We start from the raw sequence: 24554 nt of genomic DNA on the forward strand, positions 1-24554 counted from the left end.
CCTGTTCGTCATCTGGGGCATTTGCGCGATGATAGCCCATTGCGTCAAATCAACCGTGTGCTCGCCATGCAGAACGTTCAGCCCGGCACCCTCTGGGTCGTCGCCACCCCCATCGGTCAGCTGACCGACATCTCCCAGCGCGCCATCGAGGTGCTGGGCAAGGTGGCGGTGATCGCGGCCGAGGACACCCGTCACAGCCGCCCGCTGCTCAGCCATTACGGCATTGCCACGCCGGCGGTGGCGCTGCACGAGCACAACGAGCGCGAGGCGGTGGACCAGCTGGTGCGGCGCCTGGAGCAGGGCGACGAGGTGGCCTTGATTTCCGATGCCGGCACGCCGCTGATCAGCGATCCGGGGTTTCGGCTGGTGCGCGCGGCGCGTGCAGCGGGGCTGAAAGTGGCGCCGGTGCCGGGCGCTTGCGCCGCGATTGCTGCGCTGTCAGCGGCCGGCTTGCCGAGCGACCGCTTTGTATTCGAAGGCTTCCTGCCGCCCAAGTCGGCGGCACGGCGCACGCGTCTGGCCGAACTGGCGGGCGATGCGCGCACACTCATCTTTTATGAGTCGCCGCATCGCGTGGCCGAGTGTCTGGCCGATATGGTCCAGGTGTTCGGCCCCGAGCGCGAAGCGGCGCTGGCGCGTGAGCTGACCAAACTGTTTGAAACGGTCATCGACGCACCGCTGGCCGAGCTTGCCGAGCGCGTGGCGGGCGATCGCGATCAGCAGCGCGGCGAAATCGTGTTGCTGGTGGCGGGCGTGGCCGATCGCGCCCAGGCACAGCTGGCCGAAGGTCAGCGCGTGTTCGCCCTGTTGCGCGATGATCTGCCGCCGGCCAAGGCAGCGCGACTGGCCGCCGCCATCACCGGGGCGCCGCGCAAGGCGCTATATCAGTAATGCATGGCCAAGCCTCTTCAACGGCACCTCGCGTCGACACATAGGCGCCCGGTGGGAGTTGCCGTACACTACGCGCCGGGAGTCGGCCGGACAGTCGCGTCGCCTGTCCTTGTGACAGGCATCGAGGAAAGTCCGGGCTCCATAGGGCAGGGTGCCAGGTAACGCCTGGGCGGCGTGAGCCGACGGCCAGTGCAACAGAGAGCAGACCGCCGAACGGCGCCTTTCAGGCGTGCGTGGTAAGGGTGAAAGGGTGCGGTAAGAGCGCACCGCGCACGGGGACAACGCCGTGTGGCACGGTAAACCCCACCCGGAGCAAGACCGAATAGGGGAACATTGACGTGGCCCGCGTCGTTCCCGGGTAGGTTGCTGGAGCCTGGCGGTGACGCCAGGCCGAGAGGAATGACTGTCGCGCCGCAAGGCGAACAGAACCCGGCTTACAGGCCGGCTCCCCTTTATCGAGTGTGCACACGCCCCGGCCGGCTATCGGCCGGGGCGTGTCGTATCGGCCCCACGTTTTTCCACGCCGGTGGTGTGCGGTGGGGCTTGCATCGCCGCCCCGGGGTCGATACGCGAGAGTGTGGCTGGGCTCCACATCGGCTTCACGTAAGTGAAACACAGTAAAATCGTTGATGATTCAAGGGCCTTAGGCGCACTCCTCACAAAGCGCTGGAAAATTCAGCAAACGTTACTTTACTCCTTGATCTGCAAGCAAAATTTTCTTGACAGTCTCAGGGGGCGAGACTATCGTGGGTTCCAGTGTGAAATCGTGGGATTTCGTGGAAGCCACCGGGCATGTTCCAGGGCGAAACCGCCATCACCGTCGATGACAAAGGCCGCATGGCTATCCCGACCGCGTATCGGGAGGCCATCGCACAGGCCTGTGGCAGTCGGCTGGTGATCACCTACAACCCGTTCGAGCACGGTTGTCTGTGGATTTTTCCGCAGGACGAATGGGAGCAGGTGCGGGATCAGGTCAATGCGCTTCCCAGTGTCAAGGCCGTGCATCGTGCGTTGCAGATGAAGCTGGTCGGTGCCGCCGCGCAGGTTGAGCCCGACAGCGCCTCTCGCGTGTTGTTGCCCAGCAGCCAGCGCAACTCGGCGGGTATCGAGAAGCGCGCGGTATTGCTGGGTATGGGCAACAAGTTCGAGCTCTGGAGCGAGCAGGCGCACTTGGCCAAGATCCGCCAGACCATCGGCGAGGACGAGATCAGCGAAGACATGTCGGATTTGAGGCTGTAAGGCACATCACTTTTCAAGGCGGGGCGGGGTGTCAGCCATGGGCAATGACGAACTGCGGCACATCCCGGTGATGCTGGATGAGGCGGTTGAAGGTCTCGCGGTGCATCCAGGGGGCCGGTATCTGGACGGCACATTCGGTCGCGGCGGTCATGCGCGCGCCGTGTTGTCGCGTCTGGATGAAAGTGGTCGCCTGCTGCTGATGGATCGCGATCCGCAGGCCATCGCCCGTGCCCAGGCGCTGTTTGCCGACGATGCGCGCGTGGCCATCCGCCACGGCAATTTTGCCGACATGGCGCAGTGGGATGCCGTCGCCGAAGGGCTGGACGGCGTGCTGCTGGATATTGGCGTGTCCTCGCCGCAGCTCGATGATGCCAGCCGCGGTTTCAGCTTCATGGCCGATGCGCCGCTGGACATGCGCATGGACACCACACAGGGCGAGAGCGCGGCCGAGTTTCTGGCCCACGCCGAAGAGCGCGAGATCGCCGACGTACTGTTTCGTTTCGGCGAAGAGCGCTTCAGCCGCCGCATTGCCCGCGCCATCTGCGAGCGCCGCGAGCAGGCGCCGATCACCCGCACCGGCGAGCTGGCCGAGCTGGTGGCCAAGACCATCGGCCGCCGCGAGCCGGGCAAGCATCCGGCCACGCGCACGTTCCAGGGGCTGCGCATCGCGGTCAATGCCGAGCTGGACGCGCTCGAACGCGGGCTGTCGGCCGCGGTCGACTGTCTCAAGCCTGGTGGTCGTCTGGCGGTGATCAGCTTCCACTCGCTGGAAGATCGCATGGTCAAGCGTTTCATCAAGGATGAGTCCGGCCGCGTGCAGGGCGGTCGCCGCGGCCTGCCGCCGCCCGAGGCGCCCAAGGCGCGCCTGCGTGCCGTGGGCAAGGCGCAGTTTCCTTCCGCTGACGAAGTGGCGGTCAACGTGCGCTCGCGCTCGGCGGTGTTGCGCGTGGCGGAGCGACTGGCGTGAAGCCGTATCAGGCCATCTCCCTGACCACGCTGCTGCTGGCCGTGCTTGGCAGTGCCATCGGTGTGGTGTGGGTGCGTCACGAGTCGCGCGTGCTGTTCATTCGTCTGACCGAACTGCAGAACCGCCGCGACAGCCTGAACGTGGAATTTGGCCGCCTGGAGCTGGAGCAGGCGACCTGGGCCGACCCGAGCCGTATCGACCGGGTGGCCCGTGATCAGTTGCACATGGTCGACCCCAAGCCGGGCGATATCGAGTTGATCCGTCGATGAGCAAGCGCACGCTACATCGCGATCTGCAGCTGCCGGACCGCCGTCGCGGTCCGAGCGCGCGCAAGCGTCTGACGCTGGTGGTGGTGTTGCTGGGCCTGGCCACGCTGGGTCTGGTAGTGCAGGCAGTGCGCCTGCAGGTGGTCGACAAGGGTTTTTACCAGGCCCAGGGCAACGCGCGTTTCCTGCGTCAGGTGAAGATTCCGGTCTCGCGCGGCACCATCTTCGATCGCAATGGCGAGCCGCTGGCGGTGTCCACGCCGGTCGAGTCGCTGTGGGCCAATCCCAAGGATGTGCTCGATCACGATGATCGCATTCCGGCCCTGGCACACGCGCTGGGCGTGGATCCGGCCGAGCTCAAACAGCGCCTGATCGAGCGCGCCGACCGCGAATTTGTCTACCTCAAGCGCCAGATGAGTCCGGACGCGGCCAAGGCGGTGCTGGATCTGGACATTCCCGGCGTCAACGAGCAGCGCGAATACAAGCGTTACTACCCGATGGGCGCGGTCACCGCGCACGTGCTGGGCTTTACCAATATCGACGATGAAGGCCAGGAAGGCCTGGAGCTGGCCTTCAACAACTGGTTGTCGGGCAAGCCCGGTGCCAAGCGCGTGATTCGCGACAACAAGGGTCACACGGTGGAGAACGTGGACCTGGTGCGCGCGCCGCAGCCGGGCCGTGACCTGCATCTTTCCATCGACAATCGCCTGCAGTACCTGGCCTACAGCCAGTTGTCCGACGCGCTGACCAAGTTCGAGGCCTCCTCGGCGTCGATGGTGGTGATGGATGTGCGCACCGGCGAGGTGCTGGCGATGGTCAATCTGCCCTCGTACAACCCCAACGCGATTGGCAACAGCACCGCCGCGCAGCGCCGCAACCGCGCGGTGACGGACGTGTTCGAGCCCGGCTCCACGGCCAAGCCGTTCACCATCATGGCCGCGCTCGACTCGGGCAAGTGGACGCCGACCACCAAGATCGACACCTCGCCGGGCTGGTACGTGCTGTATGGCCACACCATCAAGGACGATGCCAATTTCGGCATGCTCGACACCACTGGCGTGATCACCAAATCGTCCAATATCGGCGCCTCCAAGATCGCGCTGACGCTCAACACCGAGCAGATGTACGACGTGTTCCGCAGCTTCGGCTTTGGCAACAGCACCGAAAGCGGCTTTCCGGGCGAAGTCTCAGGCTATCTGCCGATCGGTGCCGACTGGCGCCCCATCCGCCAGGCCACCATTGGCTACGGCTATGGTTTCAACGTGACCGCCTTGCAATTGGCGCAGGCCTATTCGGCCATCGCCGACGGCGGCGTGCTGCATCACCCGACGTTTGTGAAAGGTGGCGGCAAGCCCGGCAAGCGTGTGATCAGTCCGAAAATCGATCACGAAATCATCCAGATGCTCAAGACCGTGGTCACCAAGGATGGCACTGCGCCATCGGCACAGGTGGCCAACTATTCGGTGGCCGGCAAGACCGGCACTGCGCGCATCGCGGCCGCGGGCGGCTACTCCAAGGGCAAGTACTTCTCGGTGTTTGCCGGCATGATTCCGGCCTCCGATCCGCGTCTGGTCGGCGTGATCATGGTGCGCGACGCGAAGAAGAAGAGCTATTTCGGCGGCAAGGTTTCCGCCCCGGTATTCAGCAAGGTGATGGCTGGCGCCGTGCGCCTGCTGGATATTCCGCCCGATGATGTCAAAACCTGGTACACCGGCGTCGGCGCGCCGGACGCCAGCAAGCCTCTTGCCGGCAGCAACGGCGAGGGGGTGGCGCCATGAGCATGCGTCTGGGTGAATTGCTGGCCGGTATCGCCGCCGTCGGCGCCAGCGCCGATCTGCCGGTGCGCGGCCTGAATCTGGATTCGCGCGCCATGGCTCCGGGCGAGGTGTTTGTGGCCCTGCGCGGCACGCGTGCGCACGGCATGGATTATGTCGCCACCGCCATCGCTCGCGGCGCGGTCGCCGTGCTTGCCGAGGCGCCGTTGCCGGCGCACGCGCCCGACGGCGTGCCGGTGATCGCCATCGAGGCGCTGTCGCAGCGCCTGGGCGAGATCGCCGCGCGCTTTTACGGCCAGCCGTCGCGTGCGCTGACCGTGATCGGTGTCACCGGCACCAATGGCAAAACCTCAACCGTGCAGATGCTGGCGCAGGCGCTGGAAGCGCTGGGCCATCGCGCCGCCTCCATCGGCACGCTGGGCGCCGGGCTTCATGGCGCCATCGAGGCCGGTGAGCGCACCACGCCCGATGCCATCCAGGTGCAGGCGCTGCTGGCACGTTTTCGCGACGCCGGCGCCACGCACGTGGCAATGGAGGTGTCCTCGCACGCGCTGGTGCAGGGCCGGGTGGCTGGCGTTGGCTTCGACGTGGCGGTGTTCACCAACCTCAGCCGCGATCATCTGGACTATCACGGCACCATGGAAGCCTACGGCGCGGCCAAGGCCACGCTGTTTGCCTGGCCGGGGCTGAAGGCCGCCGTGGTCAATGTCGATGACAGCTTCGGCCGAGCATTGGCCGAGCGCCTGCCGGCCAGCGTGATGCGCCTGCGCGTCAGCCAGGGTGGTCCGCATGCCGAGCTTTGCGCCGATGCGGTGCGCACCCGCGCCGACGGCCTGCATTTCACACTGCGCTCGCCGTGGGGCGAGGGTGCCGTCGACAGCGCCCTGCTGGGGCGTTTCAACGTCGCCAACCTGCTGGCCGTGGCCGGCACCTTGGGTGCCTTGGGTCACGACTTTTCCGCCATTGCCCAGGCGCTGCACGCGCTGCGTCCGGTGCGTGGCCGCATGAGCCGCCTGGGCGGCGACGGCGAGCATCCGCTGCTGGTGGTCGACTACGCACATACGCCCGATGCGCTGGAGCAGGCACTGCAAAGTCTGCGCGCGCACTGCGCCGGGCGACTGGTGTGCGTGTTTGGTTGCGGTGGCGAGCGCGATACCGGCAAGCGAGCGCTGATGGGCGCGGTCGCCGAGCGCCTGGCCGATGTGGCCATCGTCACCGACGACAACCCGCGCGGCGAGGATGGCGACGCCATCGTGGCGCAGATTCTTGAAGGTTTTGAACGGCCGGCGCAGGCCCGGGTGCAGCGCGACCGCGCCGCAGCCATTGCCGATGCGGCGGCCATGTGTGGCGCCGACGACGTGATTCTGATCGCCGGCAAGGGCCACGAGGATTACCAGGAGGTGGCCGGCGTGAAGCGGCCTTTCGACGATCTGGCGGTGGCGCGCAAAGCGCTGGGGGCGGTGTCATGCTGAACCTGCGCCTGAGCGAAATCGCATTGTGGACCCACGGCCAGCTGATGGGCACCGACGGCGCCGTCAACGGCGTGTCCACCGACACCCGCAGCATGGAGCGTGGCGCCCTGTTTGTGGCGCTCAAGGGTGAGCATCACGATGGTCACGATCATCTGGCTGCCGCCGCCGAGGCCGGGGCAGTCGGTGCATTGGTCGATCACCGCATCGATATCAACCTGCCGCAGGTCGTGGTCAGCGATACGCTGGCCGCGCTGGGCGACCTGGCCAGCGCCGTGCGTGCTAAGCGCCGTGCGCGGGTGATCGGTATCACCGGTTCCAACGGCAAGACCACGGTCAAGACGCTGACCGCGGCCATTCTGTCGCGGCACGGCCGCACGCACGTCAACGCCGGCAATTTCAACAACGAGATCGGGCTGCCGCTGACCTTGCTGGCGATGCCCGAAGACGCCGAGTACGCAGTGCTGGAAATGGGCGCCGGCAAGCCGGGCGACATCGACTACCTGGCTGCCATCGCACGGCCAGATATCGGCCTCGTCAACACCATCGCGCCAGCGCATCTTGAGCGCATGGGTACGCTGGAAATGGTCGCCGAGACCAAGGGCGCCGTGTATCAGGCGCTGCCCTCCGATGGCATCGCCGTGATCAACGCCGACGATGACTTTGCCGGTTTCTTTGCCGGCCTGGCTGGTGCGCGCACGACGCTGCGCTTTGGCCTGTCGGCGCCGGCCGACATCAGTGCCGAGATCCTGTCGCTGGATACCACCGGTTCGCGCTTCGTGCTGCGCACGCCGCAGGGCGAAGTGGCCGTGGCGCTGCCGTTGCCGGGTCGGCACAACGTGGCCAATGCGCTGGCCGCCGCCTCCATCGCCTGCGCGCTGGACGTGCCGCTGGCGACCATCGCCGAGGGCCTGCAACACGCCGGTGGCGTGCCGGGCCGTCTGCGCAGCCGTGCCATGAGCGGCGGCTGGACGTTGATCGACGACAGCTACAACGCCAATCCCGCCTCCACCAACGCGGCCATCGACACGCTGGCATTGGCCGGCGGCGAGCGCTATCTGGTGCTGGGCGACATGGCCGAGCTTGGGCCCAACGCCGAAGCGTTGCATGCCGAAGTGGGCGCGCGGGCACGTGAGCGCGGCTTGCAACGCCTGTACGCGACCGGCCCGCTGTCGGCCGCCGCCGTACGCGCCTTTGGCGAAGGCGCACGACATTTTGATTCACGCGAAGCCTTGCTGGCCGCGCTGCACGCCGATCTGCACGCCGGCGTCACCTGCCTGGTGAAGGGCTCGCGCAGTTCGGCCATGGACCGCGTGGTCAGCGCGCTGGAAACACACTCGGGGGGAGACGCGCACCATGTTGCTTGAGTTGGCCAACTGGTTGTCGACGTACTTCAGTGCGTTGCACCTGTTTCAGTACATCACCTTCCGCACCATCATGGCGGCGCTGACCTCACTGGCGGTGTCGCTGCTGCTGGGCCCGGCGGTGATCCGCAAGCTGGCCGCGCTCAAGGCCGGTCAGGTGGTGCGCAGCGACGGTCCGCAGACGCACCTGTCCAAGGCCGGCACGCCGACCATGGGCGGCGCCATGATCCTGGCCGCGATCACCGTCACCACGCTGCTGTGGGCCGACTTGCACAACCGCTACGTGTGGGTGGTGCTGGCGGTGACGCTGACCTTCGGCGTGGTCGGTTTCTACGACGACTACAAGAAGCTGGTGCTTAAGGACAGCCGTGGCCTGCCGGCGCGCTGGAAGTATTTCTGGCAATCGGTGTTCGGCCTGGGCGCGGCGCTGTTTCTGTATCACTCGGCCACCACGCTGGCCGAAACCTCGCTGTTCGTGCCGCTGTTCAAGCATGTCGAGCTGCCGCTGGGCGTGGGCTTCATCGTCATCGGTTATCTGATGATTGTCGGCTTTTCCAACGCGGTGAACCTGACCGACGGCCTGGACGGCCTGGCGATCATGCCCAGCGTGCTGGTGGCCGGTGCCCTGGGAATCTTCGCGTATCTAGCCGGTAACGCCGTTTTCTCGCAGTACCTGGGCATTCCCTCGATTCCCGGTGCCGGTGAGCTGGCCATCTTCTGCGGCGCGCTGGGCGGTGCGGGGCTGGGCTTTCTCTGGTTCAACACCTATCCGGCGCAAGTGTTCATGGGCGATGTCGGCGCGCTGGCCATTGGCGCGGCGCTGGGCTGCATCGCGCTGATCGTGCGTCAGGAAATCGTGTTGCTGGTGATGGGCGGCGTGTTCGTGATCGAAACCGCCTCGGTGATGCTGCAGGTGGCCAGCTTCAAGCTGACCGGCAAGCGCATCTTCCGCATGGCGCCGCTGCATCACCATTTTGAGCTGAAGGGCTGGCCCGAGCCGCGCGTGATCGTGCGCTTCTGGGTCATTTCCGTGGTGCTGGTGCTGATTGGTCTGGCGACCCTGAAGGTTCGTTGATGGCGTTTGATTTCTCCAGCTCGCAGGCAAAGCGCAGGCATGGCCCCCGTGGCCATTACGACCTGCCGCTGATGCTGGCCGCGATTGCGCTGGCGGCGATCGGTATCGTGATGGTGGCGTCAGCCTCCATTGCCGTGGCCGACGGCCAGCACATCGGTGCGTTCCATTATCTGGACCGTCACCTGATGTATCTGGCGCTGGGCCTGCCGCTGACCTTCATCGCCATGCGCGTGGAGCTGAAGTTCCTAGAGAAATACAGCTTCCAGCTGATGCTGCTGGGGGTACTGGCGCTACTGCTGGTGTTCCTGCCGTTCTTTGGCATGCGCATCAATGGCGCCCGGCGCTGGATCAATCTGGTGGTGATCAGCTTCCAGCCGGTGGAGGCGATCAAGCCGATCTTGGTGATCTACGTCGCCAGCTATCTGGTGCGCCATCGCGAAGCGGTAGAAACGAAGTTCTTTGGCGCCATCAAGCCGGTGCTTGTGACCGGTGGACTGGTGGTGCTGCTGCTGGCGCAGCCGGACTTTGGCTCCTCGGCCTTGCTGATTGCGGTCACCGTGGCCATGGTCTGGCTGGGCGGCGCGCGCATGCGCAACCTGATGATCATGGCGCTGCCGATGATTCCGGCGCTGATCTTCATCGCCACCTCGTCGGACTATCGCGTCAAGCGTCTGACCTCGTTCCTGGACCCCTGGAAGGATCCGTTCAATGACGGCTTCCAGTTGACCCAGGCGCTGATCGCCATCGGCCGTGGCGAGTGGTTTGGCGTCGGGCTGGGCAACAGCGTGCAGAAGCTGTTTTACCTGCCCGAAGCGCACACCGACTTCATTCTCGCGGTGATCGGCGAGGAACTGGGGCTGGTCGGCATTCTGACCGTGCTGGGCTTGTTCGCGCTGCTGGTCGGGCGCGGCCTGTACGTGGGCCTGCGCGGCGTCGAGGTCAATCAGCGCTTTGCCGGTTATGTGGCTTTCGGCTTGTCCTTGATGCTGGGGCTGCAGGCGATGGTGTCGGTGGGCGTGAATTTGGGCGTGCTGCCGACCAAGGGACTGACCCTGCCGCTGATCAGCTCCGGCGGCTCCAGCGTGCTGATGACCTGCGCCATGGTGGGTGTGCTGCTGCGCGCCACCTACGAAATTCACCGCGCCGAGGATGCCCGGCGCACCGCGGTGCGCACGGCGCCCACGGCCGATTCGGTACCGGAAACGGCGATGACGGAGGCGCACGCATGAAGTCGACGCTGCATGCCAGCCTCACGGCCAGCGCCCAGGGCGGCTTGCCCAAGGGGCCGGTGTTGATCATGGCCGGTGGCACCGGCGGGCATATCTTCCCGGGCCTGGCCGCGGCCGATGCCCTGCGCGAGCGAGGTATCGAAGTGCGCTGGCTGGGCGCGGCGGGCGGACTGGAAACGCGGCTGGTGCCGCCGCACGACATTGCCATCGACACCGTGCCGGTCGGTGGCCTGCGCGGCAAAGGCCTGGCCACACGCCTGCGCGCGCCGTTCATGCTCGTCCGCTCGATCTGGTGCGCGTTGCGCATCATGCGTCGCCTGCGCCCGCGTGCGGTGCTGTCGATGGGCGGGTTCGTCGCCGGTCCTGGTGGCGTGGCGGCGCGTCTGACCGGTACGCCGCTGCTGGTGCACGAGCAAAACCGCGTGCCCGGTTTCACCAATCGCACGCTGGCCCGCTTTGCGCGCCGCGTGCTGGTCGGCTTTGTCGATGCCTTCCCGGCCGATGTGCAGGCGCAATGGGTGGGCAATCCGGTGCGTGCCGATATCGCCGCGCTGCAAGCGCCTGCGCAGCGCATGACCGGTCGCACCGGTCGTGCGCACCTGCTGGTGCTCGGCGGCAGCCAGGGCGCGCGGGCCTTGAACCAGCGTCTGCCCGAAGCGCTGGGTCGTATTCCAGCCGAGTCGCGCCCGGAGGTTTTGCACCAGTGCGGCCAGCGTCATCTGGAGGCCGCGCGCGAAGCCTACGCCAAGGCCGGTGTCGAGGCGCGCGTGGTGCCGTTCATCGGGGACATGGCCGAGGCCTATGCCTGGGCCGACTTTGCCGTGTGCCGCGCCGGTGCACTGACGCTGGCAGAGTTGTGCGCGGCGGGCCTGGGCGCACTGCTGGTGCCGTTCCCCTTCGCCGTGGACGACCACCAGACGCGCAACGCCGAGGCGATGCGTGACGTGGGCGCCGCCATGGTGGTGCCCGAGCGCACGCTGGATGCGGCCATGCTCTCGGCGCAGCTGCGCTCGCTGCTGGATGATCGCCAGCGCCTTGTTTCCATGGCTGTCGCTGCGCGCTCGCTGGCGCGACCGGAGGCGGCCCAAGCCATTGCTGCTCAATGCCTGGAGGTCACCGCATGAGCCCGCGTCGCCTGCGTCCCCACGACGACATCATGCTGGCCTTGCGCCGTGTCCACTTCATCGGCATCGGTGGCGTGGGCATGAGCGGCATCGCCGAAGTACTGCACAACCTGGGCTATCAGGTATCCGGTTCGGATCGCGCCCGTACGCCGACCACCGAGCGCCTGGCCGCGCTGGGCATCACCGTATTTGAGGGACATGACGCAGCCCAGGTCGATGACGTCGATGTGGTGGTCACCTCCAGTGCCATCCGCGACGACAATCCAGAGTTGGAAGCGGCGCGCGAACGACGTATCCCGATGGTGCCGCGCGCCGAGATGCTGGGTGAACTGATGCGCTTTCGCCGTGGCATTGCGATCGCTGGCACCCACGGCAAGACCACCACCACCAGTCTCACCGCCAGCGTGTTGGCCGAGGCCGGCTACGATCCGACCTTCGTCATTGGCGGCCAGCTCAATTCGGCCGGCGCCAACGCGCGTCTGGGCACGGGCGAGTATCTGGTCGCCGAGGCCGACGAATCGGATGGCTCGTTCCTGATGCTGTCCCCGGTGATCGCCGTGGTCACCAATATCGATGCCGATCACCTTGAGAACTACGGCGGCGATTTTGCACGGGTGAAGCAGGCCTTCCACGATTTCCTGCACCGGCTGCCGTTCTACGGCATGGCCGTTTTGTGCATCGACGACGAGGAAGTGGCGCGCCTGGCCAGCGGCGACATGGCGCGCAGCGTGATCACCTACGGTATCGACAACGACCACGCGGACGTGCGCGCCACGAACCTGAGCCAGCGCGGCTTCGAGATGGAGTTCGAGTTGATGCTGCCCGGACGCGCCGAGGCGCTGACGGTGCGTCTGAATCTGCCGGGGCGGCACAACGTGCTCAACGCGTTGGCCGCTGCCGCCGTGGGCTGGCAGCTGGGCGTGGACGCCACCGCCATTGTCGGCGCGCTGGCCAATTTCCAGGGCGTGGGCCGGCGGTTCCATCGTCGCGGCGAGCTGGCGCTGGATGAAGGCCATGCGCTGCTGGTGGACGATTATGGTCACCACCCGCGTGAACTTTCGGCCGTGTTCGAGGCCGTGCGTGGCGGCTGGCCGGAGCGGCGTGTGGTGGTGGTGTTCCAGCCGCATCGCTACAGCCGCACGCGCGATCTGTTGGACGACTTTGCCAACGTGCTGTGCGACGCCGATGTGCTGGTGCTGACCGAGGTCTATCCGGCTGGCGAGGCGCCGATTGCCGGCGCCGACGCGCGGACTCTGGCGCGCGCCGTGCGCGCCCGCGGCAAGGTCGATCCGGTGCTGATCGGGCAGCCGTCCGACCTGACCGACTTCCTGCCGGCACTGCTGCGTGACGGCGATCTGGTGCTGATGCTCGGCGCCGGCAATATCGGCACCGCGGCGGCCCAACTGGCCGAGCGTGGTCACTTGCGGAGTGAAAAGGCATGAGTGGCGTCACCGATCCGCGCGCTTTCGGACGCGTCGCCGTGGTCATGGGCGGCAGCTCCGCCGAACGCGAGGTCTCGCTGACCTCCGGTCGCGCCGTGCTCGCCGCGCTCAAGGCCCGCGGCGTGGACGCTCATGCCATCGACGGCATTCCGGCGCTGCTCGACGCACTGCGCGCCGGACATTTCGCGCGCGTGTTCAATATCCTGCATGGTGCCGGCGGTGAAAATGGCGAACTGCAGGGCGCGCTCGATTCGCTGGGCGTGCCCTATACCGGCTCGGGCGTGCTCGGGTCGGCGCTGAGCCTGGACAAGGTGCGCAGCAAGCTGGTGTGGCGTGCGCTGGGCCTGCCGACGCCGGATTTCGAGGCCGTGCGCCGTGGTGGCGATGTGCATGCCGCGGCGGGTCGCGTTGGACTTCCAGTAGTGGTCAAACCCGTGTGGGAAGGCTCCAGTGTGGGCGTCTCGCGCGTGTTCCATGATGACGATCTGGACGCGGCCGCCGCGCTGGCCGAGCGCTCGCCCGGCGACATGCTGGTCGAGCGCATGGTCGAGGGTGAGGAACTGACGGTATCCATCTTGGGCCGCCGCGTATTGCCCTCGATCCGCATCGTGCCCAAGGGCGAGTACTACGACTATCACGCCAAGTACGTGGCCGAAGACACGCAGTACCTGTGCCCGGGCCTGGAGGACGCCGCCGAGGCGGAACTGGCCGAGTTGTCGCTGCGCGCGTTCGACGCGCTGGGCTGCGAAGGCTGGGGCCGCGTCGATGTGATGCGCGACCATGAAGGGCGCTTCTGGCTACTGGAAGTGAACACCGCGCCGGGCATGACCAGCCACTCGCTGGTGCCCAAGGCGGCCGGCGTGGCCGGCATCGATTTCCAGCAGCTTTGCTGGACCATCCTGGAACAAACCTTGGAGGGCGATGCGTGAGCGGCGGTGTCGCCAAACGAACGCTGGCCTGGAGCATCGCCGTATTGCTGGTGGTGTTGCCGGTGGTCGGCCTTATGCAGGGTTGGTTTGCCTCCAAGCGCTGGCCGATCCGCGAGCTGACGGTACAGGCGCCGCTGCGTCATGTCAGCGCGGCGACGCTGCGTGGCGTGGTCATGCCGCTGCTGGGCAAAGGCTTTTTCGCCACCGATCTGGATGACGTGCAGAAAGCCGTTGCCGCGCTGCCGTGGGTGGCCAGCGTCGAGGCTCGCAAGCGCTGGCCCGACACGCTGGTGCTGACCGTCAGCGAACGCCAGCCGTTCGCGCACTGGAATGACGATGAGCTGATCAGTCGCAAGGGGCGCCTGTTCTCGGCGCCGGGTGCGGCCGCGCTGGGCGGCCTGCCCAGTCTGCGCGGGCCTGACGACCGCATGCTCGAGGTGGTCGATTTCTACCTGGATGCCGCGCGCGAGGTGGCCTCGGTGACCCGGCGCCAGGTCAGCGGCGTGACCTTGAGTGGCCGCGACGCCTGGACGCTGCACATGCACGACGGTGCCGACATCGTTATCGGTGGTACCGACCCGCAGGCCCGTCTGAAACGCTTTCTGGACGTCTACCCGACGCTGATGCGCGGTCGCCAGCAATCGTTCGTCTACGCCGATCTTCGTTACAGCAATGGATTTGCGGTGCGCTGGCCCCAGCCCGCCGCCGCCACCGATCAGCCGGCCACTGCCGGAGGACACCCAAGCACATGAACCGCAAGAACGAAAAACAACTCGTCGTGGGCCTGGACATCGGCACCTCCAAGGTGGTGGCGATCGTCGGTGAATACGCGCCGGGCGAACCGGTTGAGATCATCGGTCTGGGCTCGCATGTCTCGCGCGGCCTGAAGCGCGGCAGTGTGGTCGACATCGAGTCGACCGTGCACTCGATCCAGCGTGCCATCGAGGAAGCCGAGCTGATGGCCGGCTGCGATATCCGCTCGGTGTACGCCTCGATCTCAGGCAGCCACCTGGAGACCAAGAACTCGCATGGCACCGCCGCGATTCGCGATCGCGAGGTCACCGCCGGCGACCTGGAGCAGGTGCTGGAAGCGGCGCGCGCGGTGGCCATCCCTGCCGACCGCAAGGTGCTCTACAAGGAGCCGCAGGAATACCGCATCGACGGTCAGGATGGCATCCGCCATCCGGTCGGCATGAGCGGCGTGCGCCTGGAGGCGAGCGTGCACCTGGTCACCGGCGCGGCGGCGGCGGTGCAGAACATCGCCAAGTGCATCGAGCGCTGCGGCCTGAGCGTGGACGAACTGGTGCCCTCGGGCGTGGCCAGCGCTAAGTCGGTGCTGACCGACGACGAGCGCGAGCTGGGCGTGTGCCTGGTCGATATCGGCGCCGGCACCACCGATATCTCCATCTATACCCAGGGTGCGATTCGTTACACCAAGGCGCTGCCGGTGGGTGGCGATCAGGTCACCAACGACATCGCCTATGGCGTGCACACGCCGACCGCGCACGCCGAGGACATCAAGATCAAGTACGCCTGTGCGCTGGCGCAGCTGGCGCATGCCGATGAGACCGTGCAGGTGCCCAGCGTGGGTGATCGTCCGCCGCGGCGTCTGGCGCGCCAGAACTTGGCGCAGTCGGTGCAGGCGCGCTACGAGGAAATCTTCGAGATGGTGCAGGACGAGCTGCGCCGTTCCGGCTACGAGAGCCTGGTCGCGGCCGGCATCGTGTTGACCGGCGGCGCGGCCAAGATGGAAGGCGCGCTGGAGCTGGCCGAAGAGGTGTTCCACAAGATGGTGCGCCTGGGGCTGCCGCAGCACGTCGATGGCCTGGGCGATGTCATCGCCAACCAGATTCACGCCACCGGCGTGGGCCTGCTGCTGCACGGAGCCCGTCAGGGTGGCATGCGTGCGCACGGTCCGATGGGTGGCTCGATGGGCGGCATGGTCGAGAAGGTCCGCGGCTGGCTGACCCGCAATTTCTGACGCTGTAGGGGCCCCGATGCGAGGGGCCATTACAGGCAGGGGCGGCGCACGAGGCGCCACCACAAGGGCGATACGAAACGGTCGCCCGCCCCGCACCGGTCATCGAGGCCGGGCGGTCATAACCAAAATGAGACACGTCATTAAAAGAAAGACGGAGGACGGGAAATGTTCGAGATGATCGATTCAATCGCACCCAACGCGGTGATCAAGGTGATCGGTGTCGGCGGCGGCGGTGGTAACGCTGTGGCGCACATGGTCAATGCCAATATCGAAGGCGTGGAGTTCATCTGCGCCAACACCGATGCCCAGGCCATGAAGAACTCCGGGGCCAAGGTGTCGCTGCAGCTCGGTGCCAATGTCACCAAGGGGCTGGGCGCGGGCGCCAATCCGGAAGTGGGCCGTCAGGCCGCACTGGAAGATCGTGAGCGCATCGAGGAAATGCTGGAAGGCGCCGACATGGTCTTCATCACCGCCGGCATGGGCGGTGGCACCGGCACCGGCGCCGCGCCGGTGGTGGCGCAGCTGGCCAAGGAGAAGGGCATTCTCACCGTGGCCGTGGTCACCAAGCCGTTCCCCTTCGAGGGCCGTCGCCGCATGCAGGTGGCGATGAAGGGCATCGAGGATCTGCAGCAGCACGTGGACTCGCTGATCACCGTGCCCAACGAGAAGCTGCTCACCGTGCTGGGCCGGGAAGTGACGCTGCTGTCGGCCTTCAAGGCCGCCAACGACGTGCTGCAGGGCGCCGTGCAGGGTATCGCCGACCTGATCACCGCGCCGGGCCTGATCAACGTCGACTTCGCCGACGTGCGCACGGTGATGTCCGAAATGGGCATGGCGATGATGGGTTCGGGCGTGGCCAGTGGTGATGATCGTGCCCAGGCGGCGGCCGAGGCAGCCATCAACAATCCGCTGCTGGAGGACGTGAACCTGGCCGGTGCCTGCGGCATCCTGGTCAACGTCACCGCCGGCATGAACCTGACCATGCGCGAGTTCGATGAGATCGGTCGCGTGGTGCACGATTTTGCCAGCGAGGACGCCACGGTGGTGATCGGCACCTCGATGGACGCCGACATGAAGGACGACGTGCGCGTGACGGTGGTGGCCACCGGCCTCAACCGTGCCGCCGCGGTGCGCCAGCCGGTGCGTCATGGCCAGGGCTCGGGCAGCGCATCATCGAGCCAGGGCAGTCAGCCGCGTCAGGACGAGCCGCGCGCGCGTCCGCGTCCGGTGGTGCTGCGCACCGGTACCGGCAACGAAGTGGTCGACTATGCCTCGCCGCAGGCCGCGTCCAATCCTTCGACCCAGGGCAAGGCCGAGCCGGCCGAGCAGAGCAAGTCCGAGCCGGCCATCGACTACCTGGATATTCCGGCGTTCCTGCGTCGCCAGGCCGATTGACCTGACGCTTCGGCGTCTGCGCAACTGACGGACCGCGGGCGCGACTGCGCATCCAGCCGCCCAGCCTGTGCGGTCCATCACGACCGCCACCGGAACTCCCGTCCTCCGGTGGCGGTCTATCTTCAGACAGGGCGGGGCGCTGGTCGGCTTGTATGCCGAATCCGGGCGCCGGGCAACGTCGGCGATGCGCCGAAACGGCTGTCCGCACTTTAGGGACCATCAGGAGGTGTCGGCCTGCGCCGGTAGGAAATTTCAGCGCGCGCCAAGGTGTTACACAAAGCTGGCAATAGCGTAAACGGCTCAAAAGCTGTACGCGTCGGTACACTTTCCCGCTGGTTAAGACTGTGTTAGCATGCGGTCACTTTTGGCTGCTGCCCCATGGGCTTACAAGAATGATCAAGCAGCGCACGTTGAAGAACATCATCCGCGCCACCGGTGTCGGCCTGCACACGGGCGAGAAGGTCTACATGACCCTGCGTCCGGCGGCTGTCAACACGGGTATCGTGTTTCGCCGCACCGATTTGCCGGAGCCGATGGAAATTCCGTCGCGCTGCGACTACGTCGGTGACACGCGCCTTTCCAGTACGCTGGTCAAGGATGGCGTACGCATCGGCACCGTCGAGCATCTGCTCTCGGCTATCGCTGGTCTGGGTATCGACAACGCCTATGTCGACCTGTCGGCGCCGGAAGTGCCGATCATGGATGGCAGCGCCGGCCCCTTCGTGTTCCTGCTGCAGTCGGCGGGGATCGAAGAGCAGGAGGCGCCCAAGCGCTTTATCCGCATCAAGAAGCCGGTGAAGGTGGAAGACGGTGACAAGTGGGCCCGCTTCGAGCCATTCGACGGCTTCAAGGTCGGTTTCTCCATCGATTTCGCCCATCCGATCTTTTCCAAGCGCACCTCGCATGCGGAAATCGATTTCTCCACGACCTCGTTCGTGAAGGAAGTCTCGCGCGCGCGCACTTTCGGCTTCATGCGTGACATCGAAATGCTGCGTGAGCACAATCTGGCGCTTGGCGGTTCGATGGACAACGCCGTGGTGCTCGATGACTACCGCGTGCTCAATGAAGACGGCTTGCGTTACGAGGATGAATTCGTCAAGCACAAGATCCTGGATGCCATTGGTGATCTGTACATGCTTGGCCATAGCCTGATTGGCGCCTTCTACGGGCACAAATCCGGCCACGAGCTCAACAACAAGCTGCTTCGAGCCTTGATCGCCGATGAGGCGGCATGGGAAGAAGTGAGCTTCGACGATCCCGAGCTGGCGCCGATTTCCTACGCGCATCCGGCGCAGGCGGTCTGATCCTAAACATGCTTACAACTTTACCGGCCCCACAACGGATGTCGGTGGAAGGAGAAAAAACGGCGCTCCTGAGGCGCCGTTTTTTTTCGCGTGTGGGCTGTGTCTGCCATCGTCGATGTGATCCTCTTGCAGCCAAGGCGCATCGTTGCGGGCTTCTCAAAATTTGCTGAGACGCATCACTTTTCCCTCCACCTGAACATGTTATAAAGGTCCGGTACGCAGTACGGGCGGTTGCCCGGCAAGGTGACGCCGGCTGCATACAGGGGACGAAGCATAAGCGCTTGCTTCGTGCGGGAAAGCGTTATTCGGCGAAGGAGGCCAGGCTCAGGAACAGTGAGCGCAGTTCCGGGTCAGAGATGGACGGTGCAGCAGACCTTAGGTGGTCGGCAGCGCCCTTCGAAAGTGGCATGCGTGGCGGTGGCTCCGACGGGGGCGGCGGTGGCGAACCCACTTTCACGGTGACCAGATTGGCATTGGTGCCCATGGCGCGTGCAGCTTGCAGGATATCGGCCTGCGCCACGCGGATACGGGACGCCCAGGCCGGAGATGGCACCAGAAAGACGATGCGCCCGTGTCGGACATCGGCGAGGCGAACCTGCTCGCGAATGGACGGCGCAAGTACCTGGCGCAACCGTTTATCCAGTTGATCAAGTTCGTGGGCGCGCTTGGATAGCGCCGCCACTGGCCCACATTCGGCCAACGCACGCGGGCCGCGGTCGGGGCGTAACTTGGCACGGGATTTGGACGGTTGCACGGAGCCGAAGACACCATTAGCGAAAGACAGCATGCAGATCATACTCGTCTCGCGTCATCAAAAGGCGCCCAAAACCTACGATCTCTCCCAACGCGCGGTGCGATTTCGCCTGGCCGGCCTGGTGGCTGGTGCCGGTGTGGTGTTGGCCGGGCTCGGCGCGGCGGTGGCGCTGGCGGTGGCCAGCCCCAATGGCCGCACGGTGTCGGAAATCGACGCGCTGCATCACACCATTGCCACTCAGAATCACCAGCTGGCCGAGGTACGCGCTGACGCACAGCGCGACGTCAACGCGCTGGCGGTGAAGCTGGGCGAGCTGCAGGCGCAGTCAGTGCGGCTCAATGCGCTGGGTGAGCGTCTGACCCAGGCCGGCAAGCTGGATGATGGCGAGTTCAATTTCGATCAGCCGCCGGCCGTGGGCGGTCCGGATACCGGCGCCGAAGGTGCCTATGCGCTGCCGTCCTCGCTCGATCACAGCATCAATCAGCTGGCCGGCCAGTTCGCCAGTCAGCAATCGCAGCTGCAGGCGCTGGAAGACATGCTGCTGGACCGCAAAGTGGCTTCCAGCCTGCGCCCGACCGGTATGCCAGTCGGCGGCTATATTTCTTCATACTTCGGCGCTCGCGTCGATCCCATCAACGGGCATCGTGAGTTTCACTCCGGTCTGGACATCGCCGCCCCCGATGGCAGCGCCGTGCACGCGGTGGCCGAAGGCATCGTCACCTACGCCGGCAGGCGTCGTGGTTACGGCAACGTGGTCGAGGTAGACCACGGCAATGGCTACATGACCCGCTTTGCCCACAACAGCAAATTGCTGGTGCACCCGGGCGAGCGCGTGCGTATCGGCCAGGTGCTGGCCAGATCCGGCTCTACCGGGCGCTCCACGGGTCCTCATGTGCATTTTGAAGTCTGGTACAAGGGTCGCCCGGTCAACCCGCTGGCATACGTGCGCAGCCACCGCTGAATCTCTTTTTCCCCCGCGTTGGATGGTGTGACTGGGCGCGTGGTGCAGCGGCCGCCTCTTGAAAGCGATGGGCGGTGACGCCATGCCACGGACATAGCTGGCGCCAGCCGTAGTATGATCGACTATTCGCCCGCGCAAGTTGCCACCGCGCGGTCATCCGTTTATCTGGAATTACGGACGTTCGATGTTCAACCGTGTACTGACGAGTGTTTTCGGCAGCCGCAACGAGCGCGTGCTGCGACAACTCTCCAAGACCGTAGCGCGCATCAACGCGCTCGAGCCTGAATTCGAGAAGCTTTCCGACGATGCGCTGAAGGCCAAGACGGATGAGTTCCGCAAGCGTCTTGAGGAGGGCGCCACGCTGGATCAGCTGCTGCCGGAGGCGTTTGCCACCGTGCGCGAGGCGGCCAAGCGTGTGCTCGGCATGCGCCATTACGACGTGCAGATGATCGGTGGCATGGTGCTGCACTCGGGCAAGATTGCCGAAATGCGTACCGGTGAGGGCAAGACCCTGGTGGCGACGCTGCCGGTGTACCTGAACGCGCTGGAAGGCAAGGGCGTGCATGTGGTCACCGTCAACGACTACCTGGCCCGCCGCGATTCGGCACAAATGGGCAAGCTGTATGGCTTCCTGGGCCTGACCACCTCGGTGGTGTGGCCGGGCATGGAGTACGAGGACAAGCACGACGCGTACGCCGCCGACATCACCTACGGCACCAACAACGAATTCGGCTTCGACTATCTGCGCGACAACATGGCGCTCTCCAAGGAGCAGCGTTATCAGCGTGGCCTGCACTACGCGATCATCGATGAGGTCGACTCGATCCTGATCGATGAGGCGCGCACGCCGCTGATCATCTCGGGCCCGGCCGAGGATTCGCCGGAGCTGTACGTGGCCGTCAACAAGGTCGTCCCGTCGATGGTCCGCCAGCAGGAAGAAGAGGGCGAAGGCGACTACTGGGTCGACGAGAAGCAGAAGCAGGTTCACCTGTCCGAAGCGGGCATGGAGCACGCCGAGGAGCTGCTGCACCAGGCCGGCGTGATCGAGGAAAACTCAGGCCTGTACGATTCCAAGAACCTGGCCGTGGTGCATCATCTCAACGCCGCGCTGCGCGCCAACGCGCTGTATCAGCGAGATGTGGACTACATCGTGCGCGATGGCGAGGTGGTGATCGTCGATGAGTTCACCGGCCGTACCTTGCCGGGGCGTCGTTGGTCCGATGGCCTGCATCAGGCGGTCGAGGCCAAGGAAGGGGTGCCGATTCAGCGCGAGAACCAGACGCTGGCCACGGTCACCTTCCAGAACCTGTTCCGCATGTACAACAAGCTCTCGGGCATGACCGGCACCGCCGATACCGAGGCGTTCGAGTTCCAGTCGATCTACGGCCTGGAAGTGGTGGTTATCCCCACGCACAAGCCGATGATCCGAAAGGACAATCCGGACATGGTGTTCCTGGGCCAGGACGCCAAGTACAAGGCGGTGGTCGAGGACATCAAGGATTGCCACCAGCGCCAGCAGCCGGTGCTGGTCGGTACCACCTCGATCGAGGTTTCGGAAATCCTGTCGCAGTACCTGAATCAGTCCAAGATTCACCACGAGGTGCTCAACGCCAAGCAGCACGAGCGCGAGGCGACCATCGTCGCCCAGGCCGGCGCGCCGGGCTCGGTGACCATCGCCACCAACATGGCCGGCCGCGGCACCGATATCGTGCTGGGCGGCAGCCTGGAAGTGGCCTTGGCCGAACTGGGCGAGGACGTCACCGACGAGGCACGTCAGCAGGCGCGCGCCGAGTGGCAGGAGCGTCACAATCTGGTGCTGGAGGCCGGTGGCCTGCACATCATCGGTACCGAGCGCCACGAGTCGCGTCGTATCGACAACCAGCTGCGTGGCCGTTCCGGCCGTCAGGGTGACCCGGGCTCCTCGCGTTTCTACCTGTCGCTGGAAGACAACCTGCTGCGCATCTTCGCCGGCGAGGCCGTCGGGCGCTGGATGCGCATGTTCGGCATGAAGGAAGACGATGCGCTGGAAGATCGTCTGATCAGTCGTCAGATCGAGAAAGCGCAGCGCAAGGTCGAGCAGCACAACTTCGATATCCGCAAGCACCTGCTGGAGTTCGATGACGTTGCCAACGATCAGCGCAAGGTGATCTACAACCAGCGCAACGAGCTGCTGGAATCGGACGATGTCTCGGCTACCGTGCGCGATATTCGCGAGGATGTGGTCATCGCCACCGTGCGCAGCTACGTGCCAGCCGACTCCATTGACGACCAGTGGGATATTCCAGGCCTGGACCGCGCGCTGGAATCAGACCTGGGTCTGCAGCTCAACCTGCCGCAGTGGATCGAGCAGCACAGCGAGATCGATGCTGATGGCATTCTCGAATATGTCGGCCAGCAGGTCGAAGCCTTGTTCGAGGAGAAGGAAAACCTGGTCGGCGCCGAAACCATGCGTCAGCTGGAGAAGCACATTACGCTGTCGGTGCTGGATAACGCCTGGAAGGAACACCTGGCCAGCATGGACTATCTGCGCCAGGGCATCTATCTGCGTGGCTATGCGCAGCAACAGCCCAAGCAGGAGTTCAAGCGCGAGTCGTTTGAACTGTTCTCGGCCATGCTCGATCGCATCAAGTCGGAAGTGACCCAGGTGCTGGCGCGTGTGCAGGTGCGCAGCGAAGAAGAAGTCGCCGCGATGGAGGCCGAGCAGCAGCGTCAGGCCCAGGCCAAGGCCCTGCAGTTCCAGCACGCTCAGGCCGATGCCATGGGCAACGAAGAGGCTGGCGAACAGGCTCCAGATGCGGCTTCGCCGGTGTTGCGTGAAGGCCCCAAGGTCGGCCGCAACGACCCGTGCCCGTGCGGTTCGGGCAAGAAGTACAAGCATTGCCATGGCCAGCTGAGCTAAGTCTCGACTTTGCCAAGGCAGGCCACGGAAAAGCCGCCCAACTGGGCGGCTTTTTTATTGTTCAATCGACGAGGGCTGGCGCCGGTACTCAGTCGGCGTCAGGGGGGCGCTGGCGGTGTGGCTCGGCGGCGACGCTGATGTAGCGCGGCTCCTCGCTATCCAGTCTCAGCGCAGTCAGGTGGCCGCCCCACACGCAGCCGGTATCGATCGCGTGCACGCCGAAGCCGGCGAAGCGGTCCAGCGCCGACCAGTGACCACAGACAATACGCAGATGGCGCTGGCGCATGCCGGGCACCTCGAACCACGGGTACAGGCCGGGCTTTTGCGTACCCGGCACGCCCTTGTGTTCGAAATCGATACGACCGCGTACATCGCAGTAGCGCATACGCGTAAGCACGTTGATGCTGGCGCGCAGGCGGTCGATGCCACGCAGGCGTGGCGTCCATGTGGCCGGCTTGTTGCCGAACAGGTTGCGTAGCAGCCGACGGTGCTTGCCGCCCTGCAACTCGCGCTCGATCTCGCTGGCCGAGCGCAGTGCCTGGCGCAGCGTCCATTGCGGTGCCAGGCCGGCGTGCACCATCGTCCAGTTGAGTTCGGCGTCGTGGTGCATCAGTTTCTGGCCGCGCAGCCAATCCAGCAGGCTGTCACGGTCCGGCGCAAACAGCACCGCACGCAGTTCCGGATTGACCCGTGCCTGGGCCTCTTCGGTGCGCTCGGCAATGGCCAGCAGGCTCAGGTCGTGATTGCCCAGGGTGATGATGGTTGAGGCCGAGAGACTCTGGATCAGACGCAGCGTCTCCAGCGACTGCCCGCCACGATTGATCAGGTCACCGCAGAACCAGAGTTTATCTGCGGCCGGATCGAAATCCAGCTTGTCCAGCAAACGTTGCAGCTCGGGGTAGCATCCCTGTACGTCGCCGATCGCATAGACGGCCATTACGTGTCCTCGCCGAGCGCCAGGCCGCCTCGTGCGGCGGCGCGTCGTGTGTTGCTTGGCGCCGCGCCGGTCACACTGGCCGCGAGGCCAGGGGCGGGAGCCTGGGGTTCGGGTACGGCCATCAATGCAGCGTGCGCGGTATCGACAGCGTGAAGGTGGGAATGTTCGCCTCGAACGTGGTGCCATCGTCAGCCACCATCCGGTAACTGCCCTGCATGGTGCCCACCGAGGTGTCCAGGACGGCGCCGGAAGTGTATTCGAAGCGTTCGCCCGGACGCATCCAGGGCTGCTCGCCGACCACGCCATCGCCGGCCACTTCCTCGACCTTGCCATTGGCGTCGGTGATGACCCAGCGGCGGGCGACCAGCTGCGCACCGACCTTGCCCGCATTATGCAGGCGCACGGTATAGGCAAATACGAAGCGGTCGTTGTCCGGCTCGGATTGATCGGGGACGAAGCGCGACTCGACGCTGACGTCGATGGCGTACGGGGATTTTCCACTCATGAGGGGGATTGTCCGGTAGTCGCCGCGCACGGGGCAAGCCCGGCGCGC

At 65.5% G+C, this 24554-nt stretch carries 21 protein-coding genes and 1 other RNA gene; 19 read left to right on the forward strand and 3 right to left on the reverse strand.

Translation table 11 applies throughout. The annotated features are described in order from the left end of the window. Positions 1-66 precede the first annotated feature (66 nt). The 17 genes from rsmI to lpxC all read left to right on the forward strand — a co-directional run bounded on the left by rsmI (position 67) and on the right by lpxC (position 18450). On the forward strand, positions 67-891 hold the full coding sequence (gene rsmI / locus HBF24_RS04265) for a 16S rRNA (cytidine(1402)-2'-O)-methyltransferase (protein WP_167169482.1): 825 nt from the start codon (positions 67-69) through the stop codon (positions 889-891). 78 nt (positions 892-969) lie between these two features. Further along, an RNA gene (gene rnpB, locus HBF24_RS04270) (RNase P RNA component class A) lies at positions 970-1344 on the forward strand. 339 nt (positions 1345-1683) lie between these two features. Then, on the forward strand, positions 1684-2130 hold the full coding sequence (mraZ, locus tag HBF24_RS04275; protein WP_167169485.1) for a division/cell wall cluster transcriptional repressor MraZ: 447 nt from the start codon (positions 1684-1686) through the stop codon (positions 2128-2130). A gap of 37 nt (positions 2131-2167) precedes the next feature. Next, on the forward strand, positions 2168-3097 hold the full coding sequence (gene rsmH, locus HBF24_RS04280; RefSeq protein WP_167169488.1) for a 16S rRNA (cytosine(1402)-N(4))-methyltransferase RsmH: 930 nt from the start codon (positions 2168-2170) through the stop codon (positions 3095-3097). Further along, the gene (gene ftsL / locus HBF24_RS04285; protein ID WP_167169491.1) at positions 3094-3366 is read left to right on the forward strand and encodes a cell division protein FtsL; all 273 of its coding nucleotides are present in this window, start codon (positions 3094-3096) and stop codon (positions 3364-3366) included. Before rsmH ends, ftsL begins: the two co-directional genes overlap by 4 nt. Continuing rightward, a complete protein-coding gene (locus HBF24_RS04290) occupies positions 3363-5141 on the forward strand; it encodes a penicillin-binding protein 2 (RefSeq protein ID WP_167169493.1) in 1779 nt (592 codons plus the stop codon). Before ftsL ends, HBF24_RS04290 begins: the two co-directional genes overlap by 4 nt. Then, positions 5138-6610 (forward strand): UDP-N-acetylmuramoyl-L-alanyl-D-glutamate--2,6-diaminopimelate ligase, encoded by a 1473-nt coding sequence (locus HBF24_RS04295; protein WP_167169496.1) that lies wholly within the window; start codon positions 5138-5140, stop codon positions 6608-6610. Before HBF24_RS04290 ends, HBF24_RS04295 begins: the two co-directional genes overlap by 4 nt. Beyond that, positions 6604-7974: a UDP-N-acetylmuramoyl-tripeptide--D-alanyl-D-alanine ligase gene (gene murF / locus HBF24_RS04300; protein WP_167169499.1), complete on the forward strand. Its 1371-nt coding sequence runs from the start codon at positions 6604-6606 to the stop codon at positions 7972-7974. The genes HBF24_RS04295 and murF overlap by 7 nt, the downstream gene beginning before the upstream one ends. After that, entirely contained in the window at positions 7964-9046 is a 1083-nt protein-coding gene (gene mraY / locus HBF24_RS04305) for a phospho-N-acetylmuramoyl-pentapeptide-transferase (protein ID WP_167169501.1), read from the forward strand. Before murF ends, mraY begins: the two co-directional genes overlap by 11 nt. After that, positions 9046-10275, forward strand: coding sequence for a putative lipid II flippase FtsW (gene ftsW / locus HBF24_RS04310; RefSeq protein ID WP_206064176.1), 1230 nt, complete (start codon positions 9046-9048; stop codon positions 10273-10275). The genes mraY and ftsW overlap by 1 nt, the downstream gene beginning before the upstream one ends. Then, positions 10272-11399 (forward strand): undecaprenyldiphospho-muramoylpentapeptide beta-N-acetylglucosaminyltransferase, encoded by a 1128-nt coding sequence (gene murG / locus HBF24_RS04315; protein WP_167169506.1) that lies wholly within the window; start codon positions 10272-10274, stop codon positions 11397-11399. The genes ftsW and murG overlap by 4 nt, the downstream gene beginning before the upstream one ends. Continuing rightward, positions 11396-12841 carry a UDP-N-acetylmuramate--L-alanine ligase gene (gene murC / locus HBF24_RS04320; RefSeq protein ID WP_167169509.1) on the forward strand — a complete coding sequence of 482 codons (1446 nt, stop codon included), beginning with the start codon at positions 11396-11398 and terminating at the stop codon, positions 12839-12841. The genes murG and murC overlap by 4 nt, the downstream gene beginning before the upstream one ends. Then, on the forward strand, positions 12838-13770 hold the full coding sequence (locus HBF24_RS04325; protein ID WP_167169512.1) for a D-alanine--D-alanine ligase: 933 nt from the start codon (positions 12838-12840) through the stop codon (positions 13768-13770). Before murC ends, HBF24_RS04325 begins: the two co-directional genes overlap by 4 nt. Then, positions 13767-14522, forward strand: coding sequence for a cell division protein FtsQ/DivIB (locus HBF24_RS04330; RefSeq protein WP_343162710.1), 756 nt, complete (start codon positions 13767-13769; stop codon positions 14520-14522). Before HBF24_RS04325 ends, HBF24_RS04330 begins: the two co-directional genes overlap by 4 nt. Continuing rightward, positions 14519-15751, forward strand: coding sequence for a cell division protein FtsA (gene ftsA / locus HBF24_RS04335; RefSeq protein ID WP_167169515.1), 1233 nt, complete (start codon positions 14519-14521; stop codon positions 15749-15751). Before HBF24_RS04330 ends, ftsA begins: the two co-directional genes overlap by 4 nt. A 165-nt stretch (positions 15752-15916) precedes the next feature. After that, positions 15917-17146, forward strand: coding sequence for a cell division protein FtsZ (gene ftsZ, locus HBF24_RS04340; RefSeq protein WP_167169518.1), 1230 nt, complete (start codon positions 15917-15919; stop codon positions 17144-17146). Positions 17147-17538: 392 nt separating this feature from the next. Beyond that, entirely contained in the window at positions 17539-18450 is a 912-nt protein-coding gene (gene lpxC, locus HBF24_RS04345; protein WP_167169521.1) for a UDP-3-O-acyl-N-acetylglucosamine deacetylase, read from the forward strand. 301 nt (positions 18451-18751) lie between these two features. Here the strand turns inward: lpxC and HBF24_RS04350 are convergent, their stop codons facing one another. Continuing rightward, entirely contained in the window at positions 18752-19237 is a 486-nt protein-coding gene (locus HBF24_RS04350; protein WP_167169523.1) for a DciA family protein, read from the reverse strand. On the opposite strand from HBF24_RS04350, the gene HBF24_RS04355 reads away from it, so the two are divergent. Next, complete coding sequence (locus HBF24_RS04355; RefSeq protein WP_167169526.1) at positions 19236-20165, forward strand: M23 family metallopeptidase; 930 nt, start codon at positions 19236-19238, stop codon at positions 20163-20165. The two genes, HBF24_RS04350 and HBF24_RS04355, sit on opposite strands and share 2 nt — an antisense overlap. A gap of 184 nt (positions 20166-20349) precedes the next feature. Beyond that, positions 20350-23064, forward strand: coding sequence for a preprotein translocase subunit SecA (secA, locus tag HBF24_RS04360; RefSeq protein WP_167169529.1), 2715 nt, complete (start codon positions 20350-20352; stop codon positions 23062-23064). An 88-nt stretch (positions 23065-23152) separates the two neighbouring features. Here the strand turns inward: secA and HBF24_RS04365 are convergent, their stop codons facing one another. Together HBF24_RS04365 and apaG are read right to left on the reverse strand one after the other, a co-directional pair. After that, a complete protein-coding gene (locus HBF24_RS04365; RefSeq protein WP_167169532.1) occupies positions 23153-24001 on the reverse strand; it encodes a symmetrical bis(5'-nucleosyl)-tetraphosphatase in 849 nt (282 codons plus the stop codon). Between the two features lie 121 nt (positions 24002-24122). Continuing rightward, the gene (gene apaG / locus HBF24_RS04370) at positions 24123-24506 is read right to left on the reverse strand and encodes a Co2+/Mg2+ efflux protein ApaG (protein WP_167169535.1); all 384 of its coding nucleotides are present in this window, start codon (positions 24504-24506) and stop codon (positions 24123-24125) included. Positions 24507-24554 lie beyond the last annotated feature (48 nt).

Origin of the sequence: Oleiagrimonas sp. C23AA, assembly GCF_011759385.1 — a bacterium.
Lineage (GTDB): Bacteria > Pseudomonadota > Gammaproteobacteria > Xanthomonadales > Rhodanobacteraceae > Oleiagrimonas.